20 protein-coding genes and 1 pseudogene are annotated in these 20,446 nt (G+C 48.4%); 5 read left to right on the top strand and 16 right to left on the bottom strand.

What is annotated here, in order from left to right:
- Nucleotides 1-119: 119 nt before the first annotated feature.
- The gene (locus VV089_RS25205; protein WP_442891494.1) at nucleotides 120-512 is read left to right on the top strand and encodes a helix-turn-helix domain-containing protein; all 393 of its coding nucleotides are present in this window, start codon (nucleotides 120-122) and stop codon (nucleotides 510-512) included.
- A 560-nt stretch (nucleotides 513-1,072) separates the two neighbouring features.
- Here the strand turns inward: VV089_RS25205 and VV089_RS07100 are convergent.
- From VV089_RS07100 to VV089_RS07045, 12 genes and pseudogenes are all read right to left on the bottom strand, one after another.
- A complete protein-coding gene (locus VV089_RS07100; RefSeq protein WP_334335408.1) occupies nucleotides 1,073-2,998 on the bottom strand; it encodes a hypothetical protein in 1,926 nt (641 codons plus the stop codon).
- 48 nt (nucleotides 2,999-3,046) lie between these two features.
- A complete protein-coding gene (locus VV089_RS07095) occupies nucleotides 3,047-3,355 on the bottom strand; it encodes a hypothetical protein (RefSeq protein WP_172540939.1) in 309 nt (102 codons plus the stop codon).
- 112 nt (nucleotides 3,356-3,467) lie between these two features.
- A complete protein-coding gene (locus VV089_RS07090) occupies nucleotides 3,468-4,772 on the bottom strand; it encodes a DUF6056 family protein (protein ID WP_334335407.1) in 1,305 nt (434 codons plus the stop codon).
- Nucleotides 4,773-4,838: 66 nt separating this feature from the next.
- Nucleotides 4,839-5,927: a bifunctional phosphoribosyl-AMP cyclohydrolase/phosphoribosyl-ATP diphosphatase HisIE gene (hisIE, locus tag VV089_RS07085; protein ID WP_334335406.1), complete on the bottom strand. Its 1,089-nt coding sequence runs from the start codon at nucleotides 5,925-5,927 to the stop codon at nucleotides 4,839-4,841.
- A 1-nt stretch (nucleotide 5,928) separates the two neighbouring features.
- Nucleotides 5,929-6,516: an imidazoleglycerol-phosphate dehydratase HisB gene (gene hisB / locus VV089_RS07080; RefSeq protein ID WP_172540937.1), complete on the bottom strand. Its 588-nt coding sequence runs from the start codon at nucleotides 6,514-6,516 to the stop codon at nucleotides 5,929-5,931.
- Between the two features lie 6 nt (nucleotides 6,517-6,522).
- Nucleotides 6,523-7,824, bottom strand: coding sequence for a histidinol dehydrogenase (gene hisD, locus VV089_RS07075; protein ID WP_334335405.1), 1,302 nt, complete (start codon nucleotides 7,822-7,824; stop codon nucleotides 6,523-6,525).
- Nucleotides 7,825-8,871: an acyltransferase family protein gene (locus VV089_RS07070; RefSeq protein WP_334335404.1), complete on the bottom strand. Its 1,047-nt coding sequence runs from the start codon at nucleotides 8,869-8,871 to the stop codon at nucleotides 7,825-7,827. It abuts the gene before it with no gap.
- A gap of 64 nt (nucleotides 8,872-8,935) precedes the next feature.
- Nucleotides 8,936-9,625: an ATP phosphoribosyltransferase gene (gene hisG, locus VV089_RS07065; protein WP_334336223.1), complete on the bottom strand. Its 690-nt coding sequence runs from the start codon at nucleotides 9,623-9,625 to the stop codon at nucleotides 8,936-8,938.
- Nucleotides 9,623-10,588: pseudogene (gene hisZ, locus VV089_RS07060) on the bottom strand (ATP phosphoribosyltransferase regulatory subunit); the annotation flags it as partial. The gene hisG and the pseudogene hisZ, both read right to left, overlap by 3 nt.
- A gap of 134 nt (nucleotides 10,589-10,722) precedes the next feature.
- A complete protein-coding gene (locus VV089_RS07055; RefSeq protein WP_172540933.1) occupies nucleotides 10,723-11,256 on the bottom strand; it encodes a Holliday junction resolvase RecU in 534 nt (177 codons plus the stop codon).
- 21 nt (nucleotides 11,257-11,277) lie between these two features.
- Nucleotides 11,278-11,832 carry a metalloprotease family protein gene (locus VV089_RS07050; protein WP_334335403.1) on the bottom strand — a complete coding sequence of 185 codons (555 nt, stop codon included), beginning with the start codon at nucleotides 11,830-11,832 and terminating at the stop codon, nucleotides 11,278-11,280.
- Nucleotides 11,833-12,007: 175 nt separating this feature from the next.
- Nucleotides 12,008-12,991, bottom strand: a complete 984-nt coding sequence (locus VV089_RS07045) for an RluA family pseudouridine synthase (RefSeq protein WP_334335402.1) — start codon at nucleotides 12,989-12,991, stop codon at nucleotides 12,008-12,010.
- Nucleotides 12,992-13,374: 383 nt separating this feature from the next.
- On the opposite strand from VV089_RS07045, the gene VV089_RS07040 reads away from it, so the two are divergent.
- The 4 genes from VV089_RS07040 to VV089_RS07025 all read left to right on the top strand — a co-directional run bounded on the left by VV089_RS07040 (nucleotide 13,375) and on the right by VV089_RS07025 (nucleotide 17,184).
- Nucleotides 13,375-15,249 (top strand): flagellin N-terminal helical domain-containing protein, encoded by a 1,875-nt coding sequence (locus VV089_RS07040; protein WP_334335401.1) that lies wholly within the window; start codon nucleotides 13,375-13,377, stop codon nucleotides 15,247-15,249.
- 31 nt (nucleotides 15,250-15,280) lie between these two features.
- Nucleotides 15,281-15,658 (top strand): hypothetical protein, encoded by a 378-nt coding sequence (locus tag VV089_RS07035; protein ID WP_334335400.1) that lies wholly within the window; start codon nucleotides 15,281-15,283, stop codon nucleotides 15,656-15,658.
- Between the two features lie 238 nt (nucleotides 15,659-15,896).
- On the top strand, nucleotides 15,897-16,805 hold the full coding sequence (locus VV089_RS07030; RefSeq protein WP_334335399.1) for a helix-turn-helix transcriptional regulator: 909 nt from the start codon (nucleotides 15,897-15,899) through the stop codon (nucleotides 16,803-16,805).
- 79 nt (nucleotides 16,806-16,884) lie between these two features.
- Entirely contained in the window at nucleotides 16,885-17,184 is a 300-nt protein-coding gene (locus tag VV089_RS07025; RefSeq protein WP_334335398.1) for a YciI family protein, read from the top strand.
- A 257-nt stretch (nucleotides 17,185-17,441) separates the two neighbouring features.
- Here VV089_RS07025 and deoC read toward each other — a convergent pair whose 3' ends face one another.
- Genes deoC through VV089_RS07005 form a run of 4 tightly spaced genes read right to left on the bottom strand, consistent with a single transcriptional unit; the run spans nucleotide 17,442 to nucleotide 20,446 of the window.
- Nucleotides 17,442-18,107, bottom strand: a complete 666-nt coding sequence (gene deoC / locus VV089_RS07020; RefSeq protein ID WP_172540926.1) for a deoxyribose-phosphate aldolase — start codon at nucleotides 18,105-18,107, stop codon at nucleotides 17,442-17,444.
- A gap of 33 nt (nucleotides 18,108-18,140) precedes the next feature.
- The gene (gene deoD, locus VV089_RS07015) at nucleotides 18,141-18,851 is read right to left on the bottom strand and encodes a purine-nucleoside phosphorylase (RefSeq protein WP_334335397.1); all 711 of its coding nucleotides are present in this window, start codon (nucleotides 18,849-18,851) and stop codon (nucleotides 18,141-18,143) included.
- Nucleotides 18,852-18,867: 16 nt separating this feature from the next.
- Nucleotides 18,868-19,500: a YczE/YyaS/YitT family protein gene (locus VV089_RS07010; protein ID WP_334335396.1), complete on the bottom strand. Its 633-nt coding sequence runs from the start codon at nucleotides 19,498-19,500 to the stop codon at nucleotides 18,868-18,870.
- 10 nt (nucleotides 19,501-19,510) lie between these two features.
- On the bottom strand, nucleotides 19,511-20,446 hold the full coding sequence (locus VV089_RS07005; RefSeq protein WP_172542724.1) for an ABC transporter permease: 936 nt from the start codon (nucleotides 20,444-20,446) through the stop codon (nucleotides 19,511-19,513).

Genomic DNA, 20,446 nt, shown 5'->3' with positions numbered 1-20,446 from the left:
TTTTGTTACCTCCTGTATTTATTATATTATATGAAAAATTTTGCTCTTTTTCAAGTCAAACTTAAAACATCCGCCCCAGCGCATGCGGTTGCCAGGAGACAAGCCTTCCCTTTTATAAGGTGGCTGAAATATTAAATGTATCTCGACAGGCAGTCTCAAGATGGGAAACGGGAGATGCGAGCCCGTCAATAGACAATTTAAAATGTCTGAGCATCTTATATAAAGTGTCAATAGATTATTTGGTTAATGATAACGAGGAGGATTTCCGTGAGGATCACAATGTTCAGGTAAAAAGTGACTGTGAAGAAAAGAAGGGACTTGCATCAAATCCCAGATTAATGTTCAAATTAGGGTTGTTTTTTGTATTTCTTATGGTGCTGATTGTAATAGGAAACATATTTAACATTCCTATACAAATGTTTATTATATGCGAGTGGCTTTTGATATTTGCCTGTATTGCCTGGGCAATACGGGCAATAAAAAGAAGGGGACGCAAGGCAGACTGCCAATAACTTAATATTCATTGTACCAGTGCAAGGGGGCACACTGTATGGATAAAAAAATTAGAATTGTTTACTATGTAACAGACGGAATAACAATTGGTGCAAGTTCTGCTTTGGCATGGTATCTGCACTACACATTTTTAATAAATTATTACATAGAAATTCCATCTATTCTTTTTTGTTCTCTTTTAACGTGCTTGATTTTTATACATTTATTGTTGTATAAACTCTATCACCTATATGATTTAAAGCCGGCTTCCTCCGGTAAAACGGAGACTTTGTCTATTTGTAAGGCCAATTTAATGAGTATCTGTATTATGATATTCATTAAAGTTTTGAGCAGGCAGAACCCTTATATGTTTTTTATATCCTATACTTTTTTTGCTTTATTTTTTGCAATAAATATGTGTACAGCCATCATTATAAGGAAATGTGTGCACAGGCTGAGATTCTCCGTATAAAAAAGTACTGACTGTAGACAAAGAATTGAATTTTAAATAACTTTAAAAGCGGCCTCACCATTGATTGATGAGACTGCTTTTTTACAATTCACGCAGGAACAAGCCCCGTCAAGGCAGCACCACCCGGTCGGGAACCAGATTCGGAACCCCCACATGCCAGAAGGCAAAGAGGGACAGCAGACAGGTACAGACCAAAATCCACCGGATCACCTTGTCCTTTTCCGGCTCCTTCGTCCTTGCCGCCAGATAGGAAATAAAGAACAGCACCGGCAGAAGATAACGTCCCTGGGGCTGGAAGTCGATAAACCAGGAGTTAAATACAACCAGGGCGTACTGCAGGAAGCAGCAGAAAGCCGCCGCCCCGTATTCCTGCCACTTCTGCCGATCCTTCATCTTTACAAAACACCAGGTAATCCATCCAAGAAGACCCAGGTACAACATCCCCATAACAAGATAATACCAGTCCCTTTCCCCAAAGGTGTAGGTTCCAAAGAAGCCTGCAAAGGTCCGGAACAGATTCGTGTGAAAATCAAACTGTGTCAGAAGCTGTCCCAAAGTAATGCCCTTTCCGAAAAAGCTCATGGAATAGGCCTGTTCTATAGGAGGCGTGGAGGGCTTATAGCCATATTCCGCCCGCAGCTCTGTCACCTCAATCACAACCCCAAGTTTGTTAAAGCCATAGTAGGGATAATCCGTGATAAGATACCTCACCACAAAGATTCCCAGGGTCAGTCCCACAAGAATCAGATACTTGCGAAGCAAAAGCCCCCTCTCCTGCTTTTCCTGATGCAGAAGGCGTATCAAAAGAATCAGGAATAAAAAGACCAGGATAGGATAAAAGGATGCTTTTGCCCAAAAAAGATGCACAAACAAGATGCTTAAAAGCCCGTAATACAGCAGATGCCGTCTGCGATAGGGTTCCCTCAGCAGGCGGTTCAGCATACTATGATCCTCTAAAAGCTCATACAGACTTAGAAAGCCTGCAAAAAAATCCAGAGCGTCCGAGGTAGAATAGCTGAAAATATACCATACCTGCGGGGTCAGTAAAAGGATCAGCAAAAAGGAATAGTGCTTACGAATATTTTTAAGCACAATTCCGGCCATAACGGAAAAGAGAATCAGGCTGAACAGCCGCATCTGAACGGCCGGATCCGAAAAAAAACGTCCCAGCTTGCCGGCATAAAAGTAAAAAAGATTCCACTCAAAATGCCGGGAAGTCCCATACACAGGAAAGCTGTCTGTAATGATATCGCTTCGGATGTCCGGCGGCATAAAATGGGTGAAATAATAATTAACCGCCGCCTTCACATCATACTCATCCGGGTTCAGCCAGAAGGGACTCCGAAGCCCCGTGTAAACACACATAAGAACCGCGCCCAAAAGCCCGGCGGCAAAGAGAAAGCCTGTCCACCGCTGGAGGCCGGAAGCATCCCGAAACTCCCGGTACAGCCAGCGGCACAATAAAATCAGAAGCGCCCAGACACCTAAGGACGCTAGAAAGCCCATAAAAAATACCGGAAACCGGAACTGCCGGTACAAGGAACAGAAGCTTTCCTTGGGAAGCAGCTGGGGATCCTCTCCCGTAACGGCAAAGGTAAAGCCGGTCTCGTCCGTAAACTGCACATGCTCATTTCCCGTAAAGCACTCCCGAAGCTCCTCCCCGGTAAGATCTATGGTCAGAAATCCGTTCTGGCGGACGGTCAGCCGTTCCACCGTCAGCGTTCCCTCGGTGTAGGACTGATCCAAGGGATCGATCCGCTTCAGGGAACAGTGAGTTCCGTAACGGACATCCAGAAAAGAGATCCGTGCCGTGCCGCTGTTCACCACCCGGCTTCTGGCGTCGGAAGGACGAACATGCTGCCTGGGGCCTGCATATACGGTTGTGATTACCTCGCCCCTGGGATCTTCTGCGAATTCCAATGCTACAGTCGTGTACACAGGTGTAACTATCATACAGGACAGAAACCAGAAAACAATTGCTCCCAGTACGAAAATCCGATATTTTTTTCCAAGGCTGCTCCATCTTCTATTCATAAATCTTTTCTTATGCTCCTCAAAATATAACTCGTAAAAGTCTTTCGTTTACGGTGACAGGGCTTCCTCCCCTTCCCCGGATACCCAGATATTGTCAAGGGCTTTGCCAAGGGTTTCTGCAAGATCCAGATCTTCCGTCAGATCCTTTCTGACCTCCGTACAGATACGGGCGCTGTCCACTTCATAAACGGATGCCTTTGTATAATCCAGAATCACATAACAGAGAAAGAGACAGAGGCAGATGTAAAACCGGATACGGAAAAAGCTTACCGGTTCCTCCGTCTCGGCCGTCTGGTGTCCCTGCTGTGCCAGCAGCATCTGTCGGTACTGCCCTCCTGCTTTTTGTGCCTTTGCCATAAGATCTCCTCCCTTTTGGAAGCTTATGTTACGTTTCACTCTGATAAACGAATCAGAATTGTAACCTTTGTATGATCTTATGAAAGCCGGGACAAAAATATGAACGCCCCTGTTACGCTGCTCTATGCCGCCGGGAAACCGCCCTCGTCCTGTTCCATTCCAGAGCGCAGAACATAGCCAGAAACAGAAAGCCGTAGTTCATAAACACACTGGTACGCTCCACGGAGATCCAAACCGTAGGGGACATTCCCATACTAGCCTTGGAAATAACGGCGCTTGCCAGAAGCACAATCATATCCAGGCATTTTTCCGTGGATCCCCAGATAAGATAGAGGGTATAAACCACGCAAAAGCAGCAGACGGTATAAATCAGCATCAGAAGCCTTGCCTTGTTTGGAAGGGAGCCCTGATACCACACCACAGGCTGATCAAATTCAAAAATATTCACAATATAGTGAACCAGCTCTATATTACAGTAAGGGGCAATCCCTTTGAGCGCCAGAAGACCTGCATTGGAGGCCAGGGGAAGCCCTGCAATCACAAGTTCCAGAGGCCGCCGCTTCCTGGATGCCGCCGTCAAAAACAACACTCCGGTGAGCAGCACATAAGTCCAGTTCATTTCCTTGTACAGGGTCAGAAGAACGCCGTACCATCCCAGAAGCCCTTTCTGAAGCAGATGAAAGCCGGCATAGCCCGGAAACCACATATCCGCGCTGAAATCACTTCGTATGGCATTGCCCGGACAGGTAAGAATCCCGTACAGCGACACAAGGGTAAAGACCAGCAGCAGATATACATACCAGGAGGCCTTGCGCTTCAAAACCAGATCCCGAAGCGCCATATAGAGGGCCATGGTCAGAACCAGCAGGCAGATCTGCTCATGGTTGATGGAAAACACAGCCGCCGGTACAGCCGCCCCATAAGCCCATTTTCTTCCCCTGCTTTTTTCCGGAAAGGTAAAGGGTAAGAAGGCTATGAGAATGGCTGCCAGGGACCACCAGTAATTGATGGTAGTCGTGATCCATCCTGCCGAGGACAGTTCCCGGAAATCATAGGAAAGCAGCAAAAGCAGCAGAAATACAGCCAGAGGCGCAGAGACGGAATGCTCAGCCTCCCGGTAAAAGAGAAACCGCACCACAAGAACTGCAATAAGCATGGATACCAGAATATCCAGAACCACCCACACTCCGGAGGGCAGCTGCACAACCAGAAGCAGAAGCCCCTCAATGATGCTCCGGGAAGACCAGTCATTCCAGCGATCCAAAAGAATTGTCAGAATCCCGTCTTCAGCCAGGCAGGCCTGGTAATAGGAGTCATCCCCCTCTCCAAGCTGCAGCCAGAAGAGATGGAATGCAATTACCAGGATGCCGTAGATCAGAAGTACGCCTTGTATTTTTCTATCCTTAAATGGAGCCATCCCGTATCCTTTCCCACTCACATGTCTCAAAGTTCATTCCGGTCTGCCCGGCCAAAGCCTGCAAGCCTACCGGTTCGCAAGCTCTCTGATAACATCCTCCCAGGTAACGCCCCTCTCCACCATAAGCACCATGGCGTGATAGAGAAGATCCGACAGTTCATACTTGATTTCCTCGGGATTGGGATTCTTAGCTGCAATGATAAGCTCCGCCGATTCCTCGCCAATCTTTTTGAGTATCTTGTCAATTCCCTTATCAAAGAGGTAGTTTGTATAAGAGCCCTCCTTGGGATGGGCCTTCCGATCCCCGATAATCCCGTATACATGCTCAAACACTTTCAAGGGATTGGTGTTCTGATATTCCGTCTTTGCAATCTCATGGAAAAAGCAGGAATGGTTTCCCGTGTGGCAGGCCGCCCCTGTCTGGGACACTTTAGCCAGAATGGTATCACAGTCGCAGTCCACCCGAAGCTCCTTCACATACTGATAATGGCCGCTGGTCTCCCCTTTCAGCCAAAGGCTCTGACGGCTGCGGCTGAAATACGTCATTTTCCCCGTCTCGATGGTCTTATGGAAGGCTTCTTCATTCATGTAAGCTGCCATCAGAACCTCGTCTGTCCGGTAATCCTGGACTACAACGGGAACTAAGCCGTCCGGGCCCAGCTTGAACTCGGGCCATTCCATATTGCAGTTCAGGGGACGGAGCTGTTCTTTGAAAGGCTTTAACTCTTCCATGGAAATCAGCTCGCTTACGTACTCCTCTGCCAGCGCGGCAGGGGCGCTCACCACATCGGAGCTGTCCACGGAGGCGGCGATTTTCTCTTTTCCGAAGCGCGTTGAAACCTCTTTTGTGAGATCAATGTTGCTCTGCTTGGCGTAATTTAAAATCACCTTTGAGCATCCGGCATAGAGAAACTTCTTTACATCCTCCGTCCGCTCAATATGCCCCCCGGCCTTTACCGGAACCTCCGCCGCCCGGCAGATTTCCTTGAGCATGCCGATGGATGCCTCATGTTCCGCCTCGGTATCTGAGCAGTCAAAGACAAGGATCTCCTCTGCTCCGTTGTCGCTGTAATACCTTGCAAGAACCGCCGGATCCTGCTCCTCTTCCGCTGTCTTTTTATTCAGATAGATTACTGCACGATTCTTTTCCATCATTCTACAAACTTCCTTTCGTTGATAACACGTCTGCAATTCTCGGATCCAGTGCAACTGCCATATCCAGAGCCTTTGCACATGCCTTGAACATTCCTTCGATCATATGGTGGCTGTTCTCTCCGGAGAGCAGCTTAAAGTGGAGATTCATACCTGCGCTGTAAGAAAGGGCGTAGAAAAACTCCCGGACCATCTGGGTATCCATGTCCCCCACCCGTTCTGTGGGAAATACTGCATCGGATACATAGTAAGGCCTGCCTGACAGATCCAGCGAGCACAGCACCAGAGCTTCGTCCATAGGAAGGATGCAGCTTCCAAAACGCACCATGCCCTTCTTGTCTCCTACGGCCTCCCGGATGGCCTGCCCCAGCACAATTCCCGTATCCTCAATGGTATGATGGCAGTCCACCTCCAGATCGCCCTTTACATGGCAGGTAAGATCAAAAAGCCCGTGGCGGGCAAAGCCGTTCAGCATATGGTCAAAAAATCCTACCCCCGTAGCAATGTCGCCGCTGCCCGAGCCGTCCAGGCAGAGGGTTAGAGATATCTGGGTTTCTTTTGTATTTCTGGTAAGGGATGCGGTTCGCTTCATGGCAGTTCACTCCTTTTCCTCTTCAAAGCGCACGGCTATGGAATTGGCATGGGCCGTAAGCCCCTCTGCCTGTGCAAAACGGACAATATCTTTCTGCACAGCCGACAGCGCCTCTCTGGAATAATAGACAAGGCTGGATTTCTTAATAAAGTCGTCCACACCAAGGGGGGAGAAAAACTTCGCCGTTCCGTTGGTGGGCAGCACATGGTTAGGCCCTGCAAAATAATCCCCCAGGGGCTCGCTTGCGTATTCTCCGATGAAAATAGCGCCTGCATTGCGTATCTTTGTCATAACCTGGAAGGGATCCTTTGTGACAATCTCCAGATGCTCCGAGGCAATGGCGTTTGCCGTGTCGATGGCTTCCTCCATGGTGTCCGCCACCAGAATCCACCCATAGTTTTCCAAGGATTTCATCAAAATATCCTTCCTGGAAAGCCGGGTTAAAAAAGCATCCGCCTCTGCCGACACCTCTTGGGCCAGCGTGGGGCTTGTGGTCACCAGAATAGCGGAGGCCATCTCGTCATGCTCAGCCTGGGACAACAGATCCGCCGCCACAAAACGGGGATTGGCCGTCTCGTCGGCAAGCACCAGAATCTCGCTGGGGCCGGCGATGGAATCAATGCTCACAAAGCCGTAGACTGCTTTTTTTGCCAGGGCCACATAGATATTCCCGGGGCCTACGATCTTGTCTACCTTTGGAATGCTTTCCGTCCCGTAAGCCAGGGCGCCGATGGCCTGGGCTCCTCCTGTCTTGTAGATCTCGTCCACACCGGCTTCATGGGCGGCTACCAGCGTGTTCGCACTGATTTTTCCGTCCTTTCCAGGGGGCGTGGTCATAATGATCCGCTCTACTCCGGCAGTCTTGGCCGGAACAATGTTCATCAGTACAGAGGAAGGATAGACGGCTTTTCCGCCGGGCACATACACGCCCACAAGAGCCAGCGGGGTGATCTTCTGCCCCAGCAGGGTTCCGTCCGGCTGGCTGTCAAACCAGCTGGTGCGCTTCTGCTTCTCGTGGAAGCTTCTGATATTCGCCAGGGCTTTGCGGATGACCGCAAGGAGCTCCGGATCTATCTGGGCATAGGCCTCCTCGATCTCCTCCTTTGTCACACGCAGGGTATCCTTTGTAAGGGTTACGCCGTCAAAACGCTCCGTAAAGGAAAAAAGCGCCTCGTCTCCCTTTTCCTTTACCTCCTTAAGAATGGCGTTTACCTGCTCGGTGTAAGCCTCATAGTGATTGGGGCTGCGTTTTATAAGCTCGTCCAGCAGATTTTTCCGGCTGTCTGCATTCAATGCTGTGATTCTCATTTATGTCCTCCCAAGTAAATATTTAAAATAACGGTTAAAAATCCAGATAATCGGAAGCTCCGCCACGCAGGCCGCAGCCGCGATACTGATATAAAGAACCAGATCCGTCATAGGAATAAGCTTCCGGACAAAAAACATTCCCAATGATACATAGTATAGCACGAACATGCCCGTATGTGTACACATAATGATCAAAGAATTCCGTCCAAGATAGGAAACAGCCCTGCTCACCGGCGCCGCTCTCAGCAGATTCAAAAGGCCTGCACAGGAACAGGCGGCCGCCCCATAGTGGAGGGGCGAGAGAATCAGATAATGGAGATCCATAACCGGAAGCTGCCCGGATAAGAAGATTCCCATTCCCAGAAACAAAAGGCCGGATAAACACAGCATTGATTTTTTCTCTGCACCGCTGCTTATTTTCCCGTACAGATGCCCCAGCCAGAAAAAGGGCTGTACAATCAGCGCCCGCAAAAATACAATCAGAATATCCATGACTGCATACCAGCCAAAGGTTCCTTCCGTAACCGGGTATTCCGTCACATGAAGCACAGAGGCCATAAGAAGCCCAAAGCCAGACAGCAGGAAAATATAGAAGCCCAGCCGCAATTGTCCATACCGCTTACCTCTCAGAGAACGGCACAGCAGGGAAAAAAGAAGGCCGGAAAGGAAGTAAGCCGGAAGAAACCACAGGGTGTAAAGACCGTAGCCAGTCAGGCTCTCTACAAACTCCTTGATAAGCTCTCTTCCAGTGATCCGCTCCGGCTGTACAAAATATTCAAAGGTTCGCATGGTGAGCATGATCACGGAAAAGGAGACATAGGGAACCAGGATTCCTTTTGCTCTCCTTATCCACTGCTCCCCCAAGGAAGAAGGGGAAGCTTCTTTTACATAGGCCAGGACGCCGCCCGCCACAAAAAACAAGGGCATATGGAAGGAAGCAATCCACCGTTTTATATCCGGATCCAGATACTCAATGTGGCCGAGAATCACCAGAAAAATTCCCACGCCTTTTGCCATATCCAGATAATAAAGTCTTTTGTTCGGCATACAATCTCCCTCTTCAAAAAGACGCCCGTCTGCGCCTGCCGCCTGTTACGGCTGCCAAAAGCGGCTACAGAACAGCCTGAAGATCCCGTATCAGTCCGGTAATCCGCTCATGCTCAAGCTTCATGCTCACCTGGTTCACCACCATCCGGGCGGAAAGGGGCATAATCTCCTCCAGAACCTCCAGGCCGTTTTCCCGAAGGGTGGAACCTGTCTCCACAATATCTACAATCACTTCCGAAAGCCCCACTAAGGGAGCCAGCTCAATAGAGCCGTTCAGCTTGATGATCTCCACCGTCTGATGCTTCCGGTTATAAAAATAATCTTTGGCAATATCCGGATACTTGGTAGCCACCCGGATCTGCTCCTGGTGGTTCAGCTTTTCCCTGGCTCCGGCCGGGCCGCAGACGCACATCCGGCATTTTCCAAAGCCCAGATCCAGCACCTCATACATCTTCCGGCCTTCCTCTGCCAGAGTATCCTTTCCCACCACGCCGATATCGGCGGCTCCGTACTCTACATAGGTAGGCACATCCGGCCCCTTTGCCAGGAAAAACTTAAGCTTCTGCTCGTGGTTTACAAAGATCAGCTTCCGGCTGCTGGGATCCTTCATTTCCTCGCAGGTGATTCCCGCCTGCTCCAAAAGCTCCAGCGTTTTCTTTGCAAGCCGTCCCTTGGTAAGAGCTATGGTCAGATACCGCTCCTTTTGGGAAACCGGATCCTTGTCCACTCTCTCGCTTCTTTCCACGGCGCGCATAAGCTGATCGATGACAATGGCAAAGCCCACTGCCGGAAGCTCCCGTCCAAAATGGGACAAAAGAGTATCATAACGTCCTCCCTTCACAATAGGCTCCCCATATCCGTAGGAATAGGCCTGGAAAATAATTCCCGTATAATAATTGTACTTGCTCAGCATTCCTAAGTCAAAGCTTACATAATTCTCCAGAGATAATTCCTTTAAGCCCTCGTAAATCTGTTTCAGCCGATCTAAGGCCTCCCGGGCTTCCTCGTTGCCTGTCAGGGACTTGGCTCTTTCGATTACCTCCGGGCCGCCGGAAAGAGTCGTCATCTCCAGAAAAAGGCTGCGAAGCTCATTGGGCAGCTCCCACTCCGAGAGCAGTTCCTCTGCGCCAAACCTGTTTTTATCGGAAATCAGCCGGCGCAGCCGCTTCTGCGTCTCACTGTCAATGCCGGCCTCCTTTAAAAGGCTTTTAAAAAACATAACCTGGCCGATGCTGACCTGGAACCGGGAAAGTCTGGCCTCCTTTAAAGATTTGATGAGAAGGGAAAGCATCTCCACGTCTGCTTTTACGCTTCCGTCCCCCATCAGCTCCGCTCCTAACTGGGTGCTCTCCTTTAGGCGTCCCAGATACTTGTCATAATTGATAAAGGTATTCCCCATATAACAAAGGCGGATGGGTGTCTCATGGTGGAAATACTTTGCTGCCGCCCGGGCAATGGAAGGGGTAATATCCGGGCGCAGCACCAGGGTGCTGCCCTCGCGATCGAAAAACTTATAGAGCTCCCGGGAAGGAACCGTTCCCACCTCTCTGGAAAATACGTCAAAAAATTCAAGGGTCGGGGTCTCGATGCCCTGATACCCCTCTTTCGCCAGCATCTGGTAGAGCTGCTGCTGAAGCTCAAACTTCTGTATAAATTCACTTCCGTAAATATCCCGGACGCCTTCCGGGGTATGTAAAATCTGTTCCTGGTTCTTCATTCTGCTTTAACCTTTCTCTGGTAATCCATACCGGAAACCTGTATACGTATTTTAGACGGAAACGTCCGGTCTGCGTCCCCTGCGGCGCTTTACCCTGCTAATTCAACAAAGTAACAGGTGCTATTATAAAGCATTTACTCCATGCTGTCAATTACCTTTTGAATGCCGTCAAGATAAGGAACCAGATATCCCCCGTGAGGCGTGAGAACGTATCTTGGATCAAGCTCCTCATGGCGGAAGCTTTTGCGCCCTCCATTCCTGGCCCTGTCCCAAAACCAGCGCATCTTTTCATAGGTAAGGAAATACAGTTCATTCCGATGGGAAAACAAAAGGATGAGAAAGGCAATTCCCTCCTGTTTTTCAAAATCCTCCATAAATTTTACCTGATGCTCATGAATATTCTGGAGGGGAAAGGTATCGCTGTCGCATTCCTTGGCGTCAAAGCACACAGGAAGCCCCTGGACAGCTCCGATATAATCCACAGTACTTTTCTGCTCAAAATAAGCCAGCGTAATATGCCGGTGCTCTTTGTCGATCTTAATCGGAGTGATGGGGGTGGGCACCTTCTGAATCAGTGCAAGCCCCTGCTCCCGGTATTTTTCATTGGTCCGGTTTACAAGCTCTTCTAATGTGGAGCCTCTAAGCCCTCTGGAATTCCAGGTTGCCATCGTTCTTTTTGCCTTTCTAAGCTACAATATATGTATTAAGAATCCTGTGGCCAGCACGGTAAGCACGGCCGCATACGTCAGATCCAGCCATAAGATTTTTTCAATGGAGCAGATATAGATAAGCGCCACAAAAGGAGCCGCTATTACTTTCCATAGCTGGCTTGCCTTGGGATTCTTAATGATACGGCTTATCATAACCTTTGCGTCCCCTCTGCTTGGAAAGGCATGCATCAGAATGGAGAACCCCAGCCATCCGGCCAGCAGTATTAAAGGATTATTATACTCCCGAAAGACCATAAGGTCAATGGATATGGGAAGAAGAATCGACATTCCAAGTACGCTGTTTATAAAAAACGGGCCCATACAGGTGAGAAATACCTTCCAGGAGCAATCTGTGGATTCGTGAACCACATATCCATTGGGATTACTTAATTGGAAATATTTTACTTTATAGACCTTAAGGCCGCAAAATATACAGAATATCTGATGCGCCAGCTCGTGAACGACTACTCCCGGAAAGGTTATCAGTGAAATCAGAATTCCCAGTTCCAGAGAACAGCAGCATTGAGCATCCATGGTATCGCCCCCTTCCCCTTTGCCTTGCTCATTGCCTGTGAATATTATTTCAAATTATAAACCAATTCTGCAACAAATGCAATTAACAGGAAGCAGCGGAAGGGAACAAAAATCGACAAAAAAGGACTGCCGTTCCAAGCAGTCCTTTATCTGTTTCAACGAATTGGTTTTTAAGCTATGTTCCCTCCAGAATTTTTTCAAAAACCGACGGCAGGGGCGCTTCATACTGCTGATTGGAGAGCTGTTCCAAGGGGCCGGTAAGCGCCGGAAATTCCAGCCGGAAGGCATGCAGAAGCTGATGCTCCAGACCAAAATGCGCCCGGAAATAGCGGTTTACCTCCGGATTTCCATACTTGGCGTCGCCGATCAAAGGATGGCCGATACCTGCCAGATGCGCCCGAATCTGATGGGAGCGCCCCGTAATCAGCTGAACCTCCAGATAGGTATATGCTCTTCCTCCCTCCTGAAAGGTTTTAAGAGGCAGATACTCAGTGCAGATATACAGGCTTCCCTTCTCTTCTTTTTCAAAAAGAGCCGCCTGATTCGTTTTCTCATTCTTTTTCAGCCAGCCCTCTATCCGCTTCTGCTGTTTCAAAGAGCCGGCTGCAATGCATCGGTAAAATTTGCACAGCCGGTGCTCACGGATCAGTTCATTCATTGCCTGGAGGCCGGGAAGGGTCTTTCCGGCTGCGACCAGGCCGCTGGTATTCCGATCCAGGCGGCTGCAGATGCCCGGACGAAAGCTTCGCAGCTCCTCCTGGCTGATCTGGCCGGATTCCAGCAGATAACCTGTCATCTGCTCCACCAGGGAAATATCCTCCGGCTTTGCTTTCTGGGACAGAAGGCCCGCCGGTTTGTTTAAAATAAGAATATGGGAATCCTCATGGATAATGGAAAAGCCAGGCCTGGAGTTCTGCTTCTCGTTGGTATATATACGTAAGGTTGTGAAGCTTTCAATGGTCTCCTTCGAGAGAAACAGGCGGATTTCGTCGCCTGCTTTCAAACGCTCGCTGCCTTCGGCCTTTCTTTTGTTTAAGGTTATATTTTTCTTTCGCAGCATTTTATAGAAAAAGCTTTTAGGCGCTTTATCCATATATTTGGACAGAAATTTATCCAGGCGCTGATCTGCTTCGTTTTGTTTGATAATAATAACTTTCATAAACGCTTCCTGTGCTTTTCGCTTTAATTATCTTAGAACTCTTTCAAACGGAATCTGTATATCGGATAAATTCAAAAAAACATGCTGTTTGTTGTGCCTGTTCTTTTCTACGACATATTAACATAAAACTTTTGAATATTCAATTCATTTAAACCCTCTCTTAAATACCGCCTCCTGGAAGTCATTACTATTCGCTCCCGTGACCAGTAACTGACATTCGTACTGCCAAATCCGAAAAAAGTATTGTATAGTTATGGCATAAAAATGACGGTTTTCTGATAGAATAGCTTAAGTTACAGTGTTAAAATGCCGATAGCCTGTTATACGAGTACTTTTCATTTAGTAAATCTAATAGAAAAGCAAATGGAAAAGAGGTGAGGCGCTTGCGTATCCAGCATAATGTGACAGCTTTGAATGTTCACAGAAATTTGATGGGAAATAACAGCTCGGTAGCAAAGAATCTGGAAAAACTCAGTTCCGGATACAAAATCAACCGTGCTGGAGATGATGCGGCAGGCCTTGCCATTTCTGAAAAAATGCGGGCGCAGATTACCGGACTTAAACAGGCCACGCAGAATGCTGAGGACGGTATCTCCCTGGTTCAGACAGTGGAAGGCGCCACCACGGAAATCCATGCCATTCTCAACCGCATGATGGAGCTCTCCGTTCAGTCTGCAAACGGTTCCTATTCGTCTCAAGAGCGTTTTATGATGAATCAGGAAATCGAACAGCTGAAAACGGAGATTTCAAGAATTGGAGACGCCACAACCTTTAACAGCATCCAGCTCTTCCCCGGCCACAGCTCTATGGGAACAAAAGAAGCTTCCACTACCACCTACAATCTTACAGTGGATCTAAAAAACCGCACCTGCCAAGTGGCTTGTACGGACAGCTCTGCAGCCGTCTCTCCCGGAAGCCTAAGCAAAGCTGCAAGAGCCAACGATCAGTTGACGGAAAAAATTGCCAAAGAATATTTTCCCAATGCCATAAGTCAGATTTTAAATGCCTTTCCTACATTGAATACAGCGATTGGAACCGACACCATCGGCATGGAGCTCCATATCAGCCGTATAGACGGCAAGGGCGGAATGCTTGCCTATGCGCAGTTTTCTTTTTACGCAACCGGTAAGGCCGGCAATATGCTGATCAAGCTGGACTCCTCTGATTTTTCGGATGCCTCTCTTTCGGGGCCGGACGCCGTTGTACTGGAGTCTACCATTGCCCATGAGCTTATGCATTCAGTTATGCAGTACACCATGACAGATCAGATGAGCGGCCGGAACGGAGCAGAAAAATTCCCCGAATGGTTTTCGGAAGGAACCGCACAGCTCTCCGGGGGCGGCTTCCCCACCAACTGGAACGACGAGCTGGTTCAAATTGGAAAATCTATTACCAGCGCCAACGATACCTCCCAGGATGCTGCAATCGCCAATTATCTGCGGAAATATTCCGTAGCGGGGAGACCCTACGGGCACGGTTATCTGGCAAGCGCCTATATCGGCCATCTGGCAAGCGGCGGCGGCGCTGCAGTGAGCGGAGCCAAAATTGCGGCCGGAATGGATAAGATTTTTGACGAAATTATAAACAACAACGCCGGATTATACGGCGCTATATCCCAGCATACCGGCGGAAAAATCCACGACGGAGGCAGCCTGGAGCAATTGTTCCGCCAATCCGATGCGGATCTTGTAGAATTTGTCAGAAAGCTTATCTATGAATCCAAAAGCGGATCCGGTTCTGTCATAACGAACAGTTTAGGCGATCTCTCCATGATTGGCAGCGGTGCAGTGGGAAATCAGCCCTTTTACATTACAGATATAGCCACCAAACCTACAGGCACAGGTATTGCCAGCACTGACGGCATTGAATTGATGGTAGGAGAACGCAATAAAGAAGAAAACATCATCCGCGTAGAGCTTTATCAGATGAGCCCGGACGCCCTGGGACTTATGGATACGGATATCTTGGAACAGGACAATGCCCGTAACGCCATCGACGACATAAACAGCGCAATTGATCAAGTCAGCTCTGTGCGGAGCTATTACGGCGCTCTTCAAAATCGGCTGGAGCACACAGTCTCCAATCTAAACTGTACCGTGGAAAATCTGACCGCATCCGAATCACGGATTCGAGACATGGATATGGCGAAGGCCATGATGGAACATGTACGCAACTCCATTCTGGTTCAGAGCAGCCAGGCCATGCTGGCACAGGCAAATCAGCAGCCCTCCTCGGTTCTGCAGCTGCTTGGAGCTTAAGGAGAGGGCAGATTAAGGAGAGGAAAACATTATGGGTAGGGTTAACCGGTTTATATGTCCTTCCTGCAAAATGACCTGGCAGATTCAGCTGGGCCACGGATTCCGTCACGCACGGCTGGAAAACGTGCTGGATGCATTTCCGGCAGACATTCAGGAGAAAATTCTTGCAGATACAAAAGGGGAAGCCTTTCCTTCTTTTGAATTTCAATACAAGGCTGCCATATGCCCCAAGTGCCGGCAGGTACTCTCCGTCCCTGTGATTCATCTTCACCAAAGCGGAAACACCTACGCTCCTGCCTGTCCGGACTGCGGAATTTCCGTGCAGATTAAAGAGGAAGAAGAAACGCTCATCTGCCCTGTCTGTGGGGAAAGCCCTCTTTTTTCCGAAGATGCCGGCAGATGGGATTAAAGCTGCCTGCAAAATTTTTAACCCCTTATTGATCTTTTAATTTCTATGTATACTGCATTTTGTAAATACAGGAGCTTTGGACGTTACGCCTAAAGCTCCCTTTTCATATGCATAAGACTATAAAATATAATTGAAAAGCCATATAAAATAAGCTATATTAAAAATAATCATCAAATATGACAGCTACCTGTCGCATTTCATGTGTTATAGTGAAACCACAGCATAAGGAGCGGCCGCCATGCAGATAGAACGTCTGGTACAGATGGTATTTTATATCGTCAGCCACGGGCATGTAACAGCAAAAGAATTATCCGATTATTTTCATGTATCCACAAGAACAATCTATCGGGATATCAACACCTTGAGCATCGCCGGAATCCCTATCTTATCTACAAAGGGAACCGGCGGCGGAATCTCCCTCATAGAAGGATACACCATTGACAAATCTCTTCTGTCCAAAGAGGAACAGCAAAGCATTTATCAAGGCCTGCAGATTCTGCAGGCAGCAAAATACCCCACAGCAGAAATGGCCCTGAGCAAGATCAGCGCTATTTTCCGAAATGCTATGGAATCCAGATGGCTTGACATTGACTTTACCTATTGGGGAAGCGGCGAAAAAGAAAAAATAAAAATTTCCGAGCTGCAGTATGCCATCCTCAACAAACATGTCATCACCTTTGTATACCGCAATACAGATCTGAAAAAGTCAGAAAGAACCGTTGAACCACTGCGATTGATGTTCAAATCACACGCCTGGTACATTGTAGGATATTGCCGGTACAAGCAGGAAATCAGAACCTTCCGCCTGTCCAGAATCAAACAGCTCCAGGTTATGCCAGAGCTATTTGAGCGAGAGCTTCCAAAAGACGACACACTCTCATCCGAGTGCACAGAAGAATCTTCTTCCCCACTCTTTAAACTAAAATTCTCGCCCAAAATTGCCCACCGGCTGTACGATGAATTTCAAGAAGAACAGGTCTCATTCCAAGAAGATGGAAGCTACTATGTCACCATACCATACGAGCTGAATCACTGGACTCTTCACTATCTCCTATCCTTTGGAGAATATGTAGAAATTCTCGAACCCGAAGAAGCCCGTATTATGCTGAAAGAAAAAGCAGCCAAGATCGTGAACCTCTATCCTTAGCGTATCGTCATTTCACCGCTTCACCAGAAGCCAAGGCTGCCAACTCAAAACAAAACAATTTCAAAAAGGAGAAAACAACATGGAAAAATGGTTATACGTCATGACAATCAAAAAAGGAAAAACCTTTAACAAAGTCACAAAAGCCGTAATCACCAGACACGTAGAAAACCTCAGAAAACTAGACAACGAAGGAAAACTCGAGCTCTGCGGCCCCTTCAAAGGATATCCCGGAGTCGCAGGCATGGTAATATTTAAAACCGCATCCTACGAAGAAGCCGAAGAGCTCTGCAAACAAGAACCACTCGTATCAGAAGGATTTGCAACCTACACCCTTGCATCCTTACAAGTAGCCAACAAAGAAAACAATTATTTACTTTAACGCCACACCTCTCCCCCACCCCCAAAAACCAGGAGCATCCGCAGCAGCAGAAGGCCTGTGGGTTTTCCAATATCAGGTGTCCGGCTGTTCACGAACACTTTGTCTGATATGGACAGACATTACCAAAAACCACAAGCTATAAACCCATAGCAAAGTAATGTCTGTACAGAGCAGACAAAGTGTACGCGAACCGTCCGAACACCGATATGGAAAACCCACAGGCCTTCTGCTGCTGCGGATGCTCCGTCCCCCTAAACTTAATACCCCGAAGCCGCCTCATTCCTCACAATCTTCACAATCCGGCTCGTCCCAAGGCGATCCGCCCCAAGCTCCAGGAATCTCTCTGCATCCTCCATAGAAGAAATCCCCCCGGCAGCTTTCATCCGCACACCAGGCCCGATATTCTCCGAAAACAGCTTAATATCCTCAAAAGTAGCCCCAGCCTTAGAAAATCCCGTAGAAGTCTTAATAAAATCCGCCCCAGCCTTCGTAACCGCATGACAAAGGGCAATCTTCTCCTCATCCGTCAAAAGACAAGTCTCAATAATCACCTTCAGAATCTTCTCACCGCAAGCCTCTTTCAGCGTCCGGATCTCATCCTCAATGGCATCAAACTTCCCTTCCTTGGCCCAGCCGATATTAATCACCATATCGATCTCATCCGCGCCGTTTAAAAGGGCATCCTTCGTCTCAAACTCCTTAGCGGCCGTAGTCATATATCCGTTCGGAAACCCAATCACCGTACAAACCGCCATCTTATCCTGCACATACTCCTTCACCTGCTTCACAAAGCTTGGCGGAATGCAAACCGACGCAGTTTTGTAAGCAATGGCATCGTCACAAATCTGCTGAATCTCCGCCCAGGTAGCCGTCTGTGTCAGCAGCGTATGATCCACATGTCCCAAAATCTCTTTTGCTTCCATATTTCGTTCTCCTATTTCAGTTCTAAAAATAAATTAAGCCAACTCCAAAGCAATCTCCATCATCTTCCCAAAGCCGACCTGCCGCTCCTCGGCGCTTAAAGCCTCGCCTGTATAAATATGATCTGAGATCGTCAACAGACAAAGCGCCTTCTTCCCGGCCTTCGCCGCATTCATATAGAGAGCCGCCGCTTCCATCTCCACCGCAAGCACACCCATGCTCCTCCACAGATCATTGGCATCGCTCTTGGCATTGTAAAATACGTCAGAAGACAGCACATTTCCCACAACCACATGGGTTCCCTGCTTCTCTGCCACGGCAATGGCTTTGCTCATAAGTCCATAGTCCGTTGTAGGAGCAAAGGTTCCCGGAAGGCCGAACTGATAAGCATAATTGGAATCTGTACAGGCTCCCATGCCTACTACCACGTCCATCACCTTCACATGATCCTGCAGAGCCCCCGCCGAACCGATGCGGATAATATTCTCCACATCATAAAAGTTGAACAGCTCATAAGAATAAATTCCAATGGAGGGCATTCCCATACCTGCTCCCATGACGGAAATTTCTTTTCCATGATACGTTCCCGTATAACCGAACATATTGCGGACAGCCGTCACCAGTCTGGGATTCTCCAGATAAGTCTCCGCAATATACTTTGCTCTCAAAGGATCTCCCGGCATCAGAACCGTCTTGGCGAAATCTCCTTCTTTTCCCCCGTTGTGGGGAGTTGGTATCTTAGACATATTCTACTCTCCTCTCTTAACATTTATTATTTTTAATGAAATACTTTTTCAACAACCTTGTAAAAAACTGAATCACCGGCCCTACAGCCAATGCGGTAACTACCGTGACGACTCCAAGCCTGCCGCCCAGAAGCGTTCCCAGGATCACCATAGTCAGATCAAATCCAATCTTTACATAACGGTACTCCTTTTTCAAACCATCACGCAGCACCAGAACTACCCCGGTAAAGGGATCCACGCCAATGTCCACCGTAATATAGATGGCCACGCCCAGGGATAAGAGCACACATCCCAGCACACTGAAGACAACCCTCACCCAGATATCCTCCGAAGCTCCATGCAGGCCATAGAGGAAATTCCCCAAATCCACACAAAAGCCATAGGGAAGCAGGTACACAAAGGTGCCGACGCTCACATAACGCCTCCCCACAAAGAAGAGGAACACCAGAAGCACAATATTTACCGCATTGGACGCCATGCCAAGCTGGGCCTGGTTCATGCCGCTGATACTGCGGATTCCGTCATAAACGATCCCCACAGGATCGTTTCCGAATCCGGCACAATTATTAAAAGCAACCCCCACACCCACCAAAAGAACCCCGAAGGCTGCGGCGAGAATGCTTTTTCCTGTAATCTTACGCTTTTCCATGAGACACCTGTTATTTCGACTTTACGAAAATCTTTCCGTTTGCCGCAGGTGTATGAGCCTTTCCGACAAAGAGTACCAAAGCCAGAATGGTCACAATATAAGGAATCATGGAAATCAAGTTGGGCGAAACCGTATTGCTCTGTCCGGCCAGGGTCTTGATGCCGCTGCACAGGCCAAAGAGCAGACAGGCCTTTGTCGCTCCTCCCGGAGAGAACTTTCCGAAAATAACTGCCGCAATGGCAATAAAGCCCTGTCCCACGATTACGCTGGGGCGGAACTGGTTGATAGTTGCCAATGTCACAAAGGCTCCGCCGAGACCGGCCATGAAACCAGAGAGGATCACACAAGTATAGCGGACCTTGTATACGTCAATGCCAAGAGACTCACAGGCCTCCGGGTGCTCTCCCACTGCCCTCAGGTGTGCGCCGAACTTTGTCTTATAGAACACAAACCAGCAAACAAGGGCCAGGAGAAATACCAGGTACGCCACCGAGTACACATTCAGCACATTGCTCCAGAAGGATCCGGCCGGGAATACGCCCTGGAACAGCTTGGGAAGCTTGCAGCTGGGATCCATAGCCGGTGTATCCGAGGAGTTGTTGTACATAGCCTTACATAAGAATACCGCAAGGCCAGGCCCAAGGAAATTGATAGCCGTCCCGGCAATGGTCTGATCTGCATGAAAAGAAATACACGCCACTGCATGAATCAGCCCGAACAATGCCCCGGCCAGACCGGCGCATAAGAATGCAATCCAGCCGTTTCCCGTCGTCAGTCCCATAACAGCCCCCGTAAAGGCCCCAATGGTCATCATTCCTTCGATTCCAATATTGACAACGCCGCTGCGCTCGGAAAAGCAGGAGCCCAGAGCCGCCAGCAGAAGAGGCGGTGTGGCAATCAAGGTTGCGTTGATAAGTAACCCAAGATCTTTAATAATCACATCCAT

The organism is Candidatus Merdisoma sp. JLR.KK011, from assembly GCF_036941125.1.
Classification (GTDB): domain Bacteria; phylum Bacillota; class Clostridia; order Lachnospirales; family Lachnospiraceae; genus Laedolimicola.
Note: the sequence above shows the minus strand (reverse complement) of the source record. Positions and strands in the feature narration are given on the sequence as shown.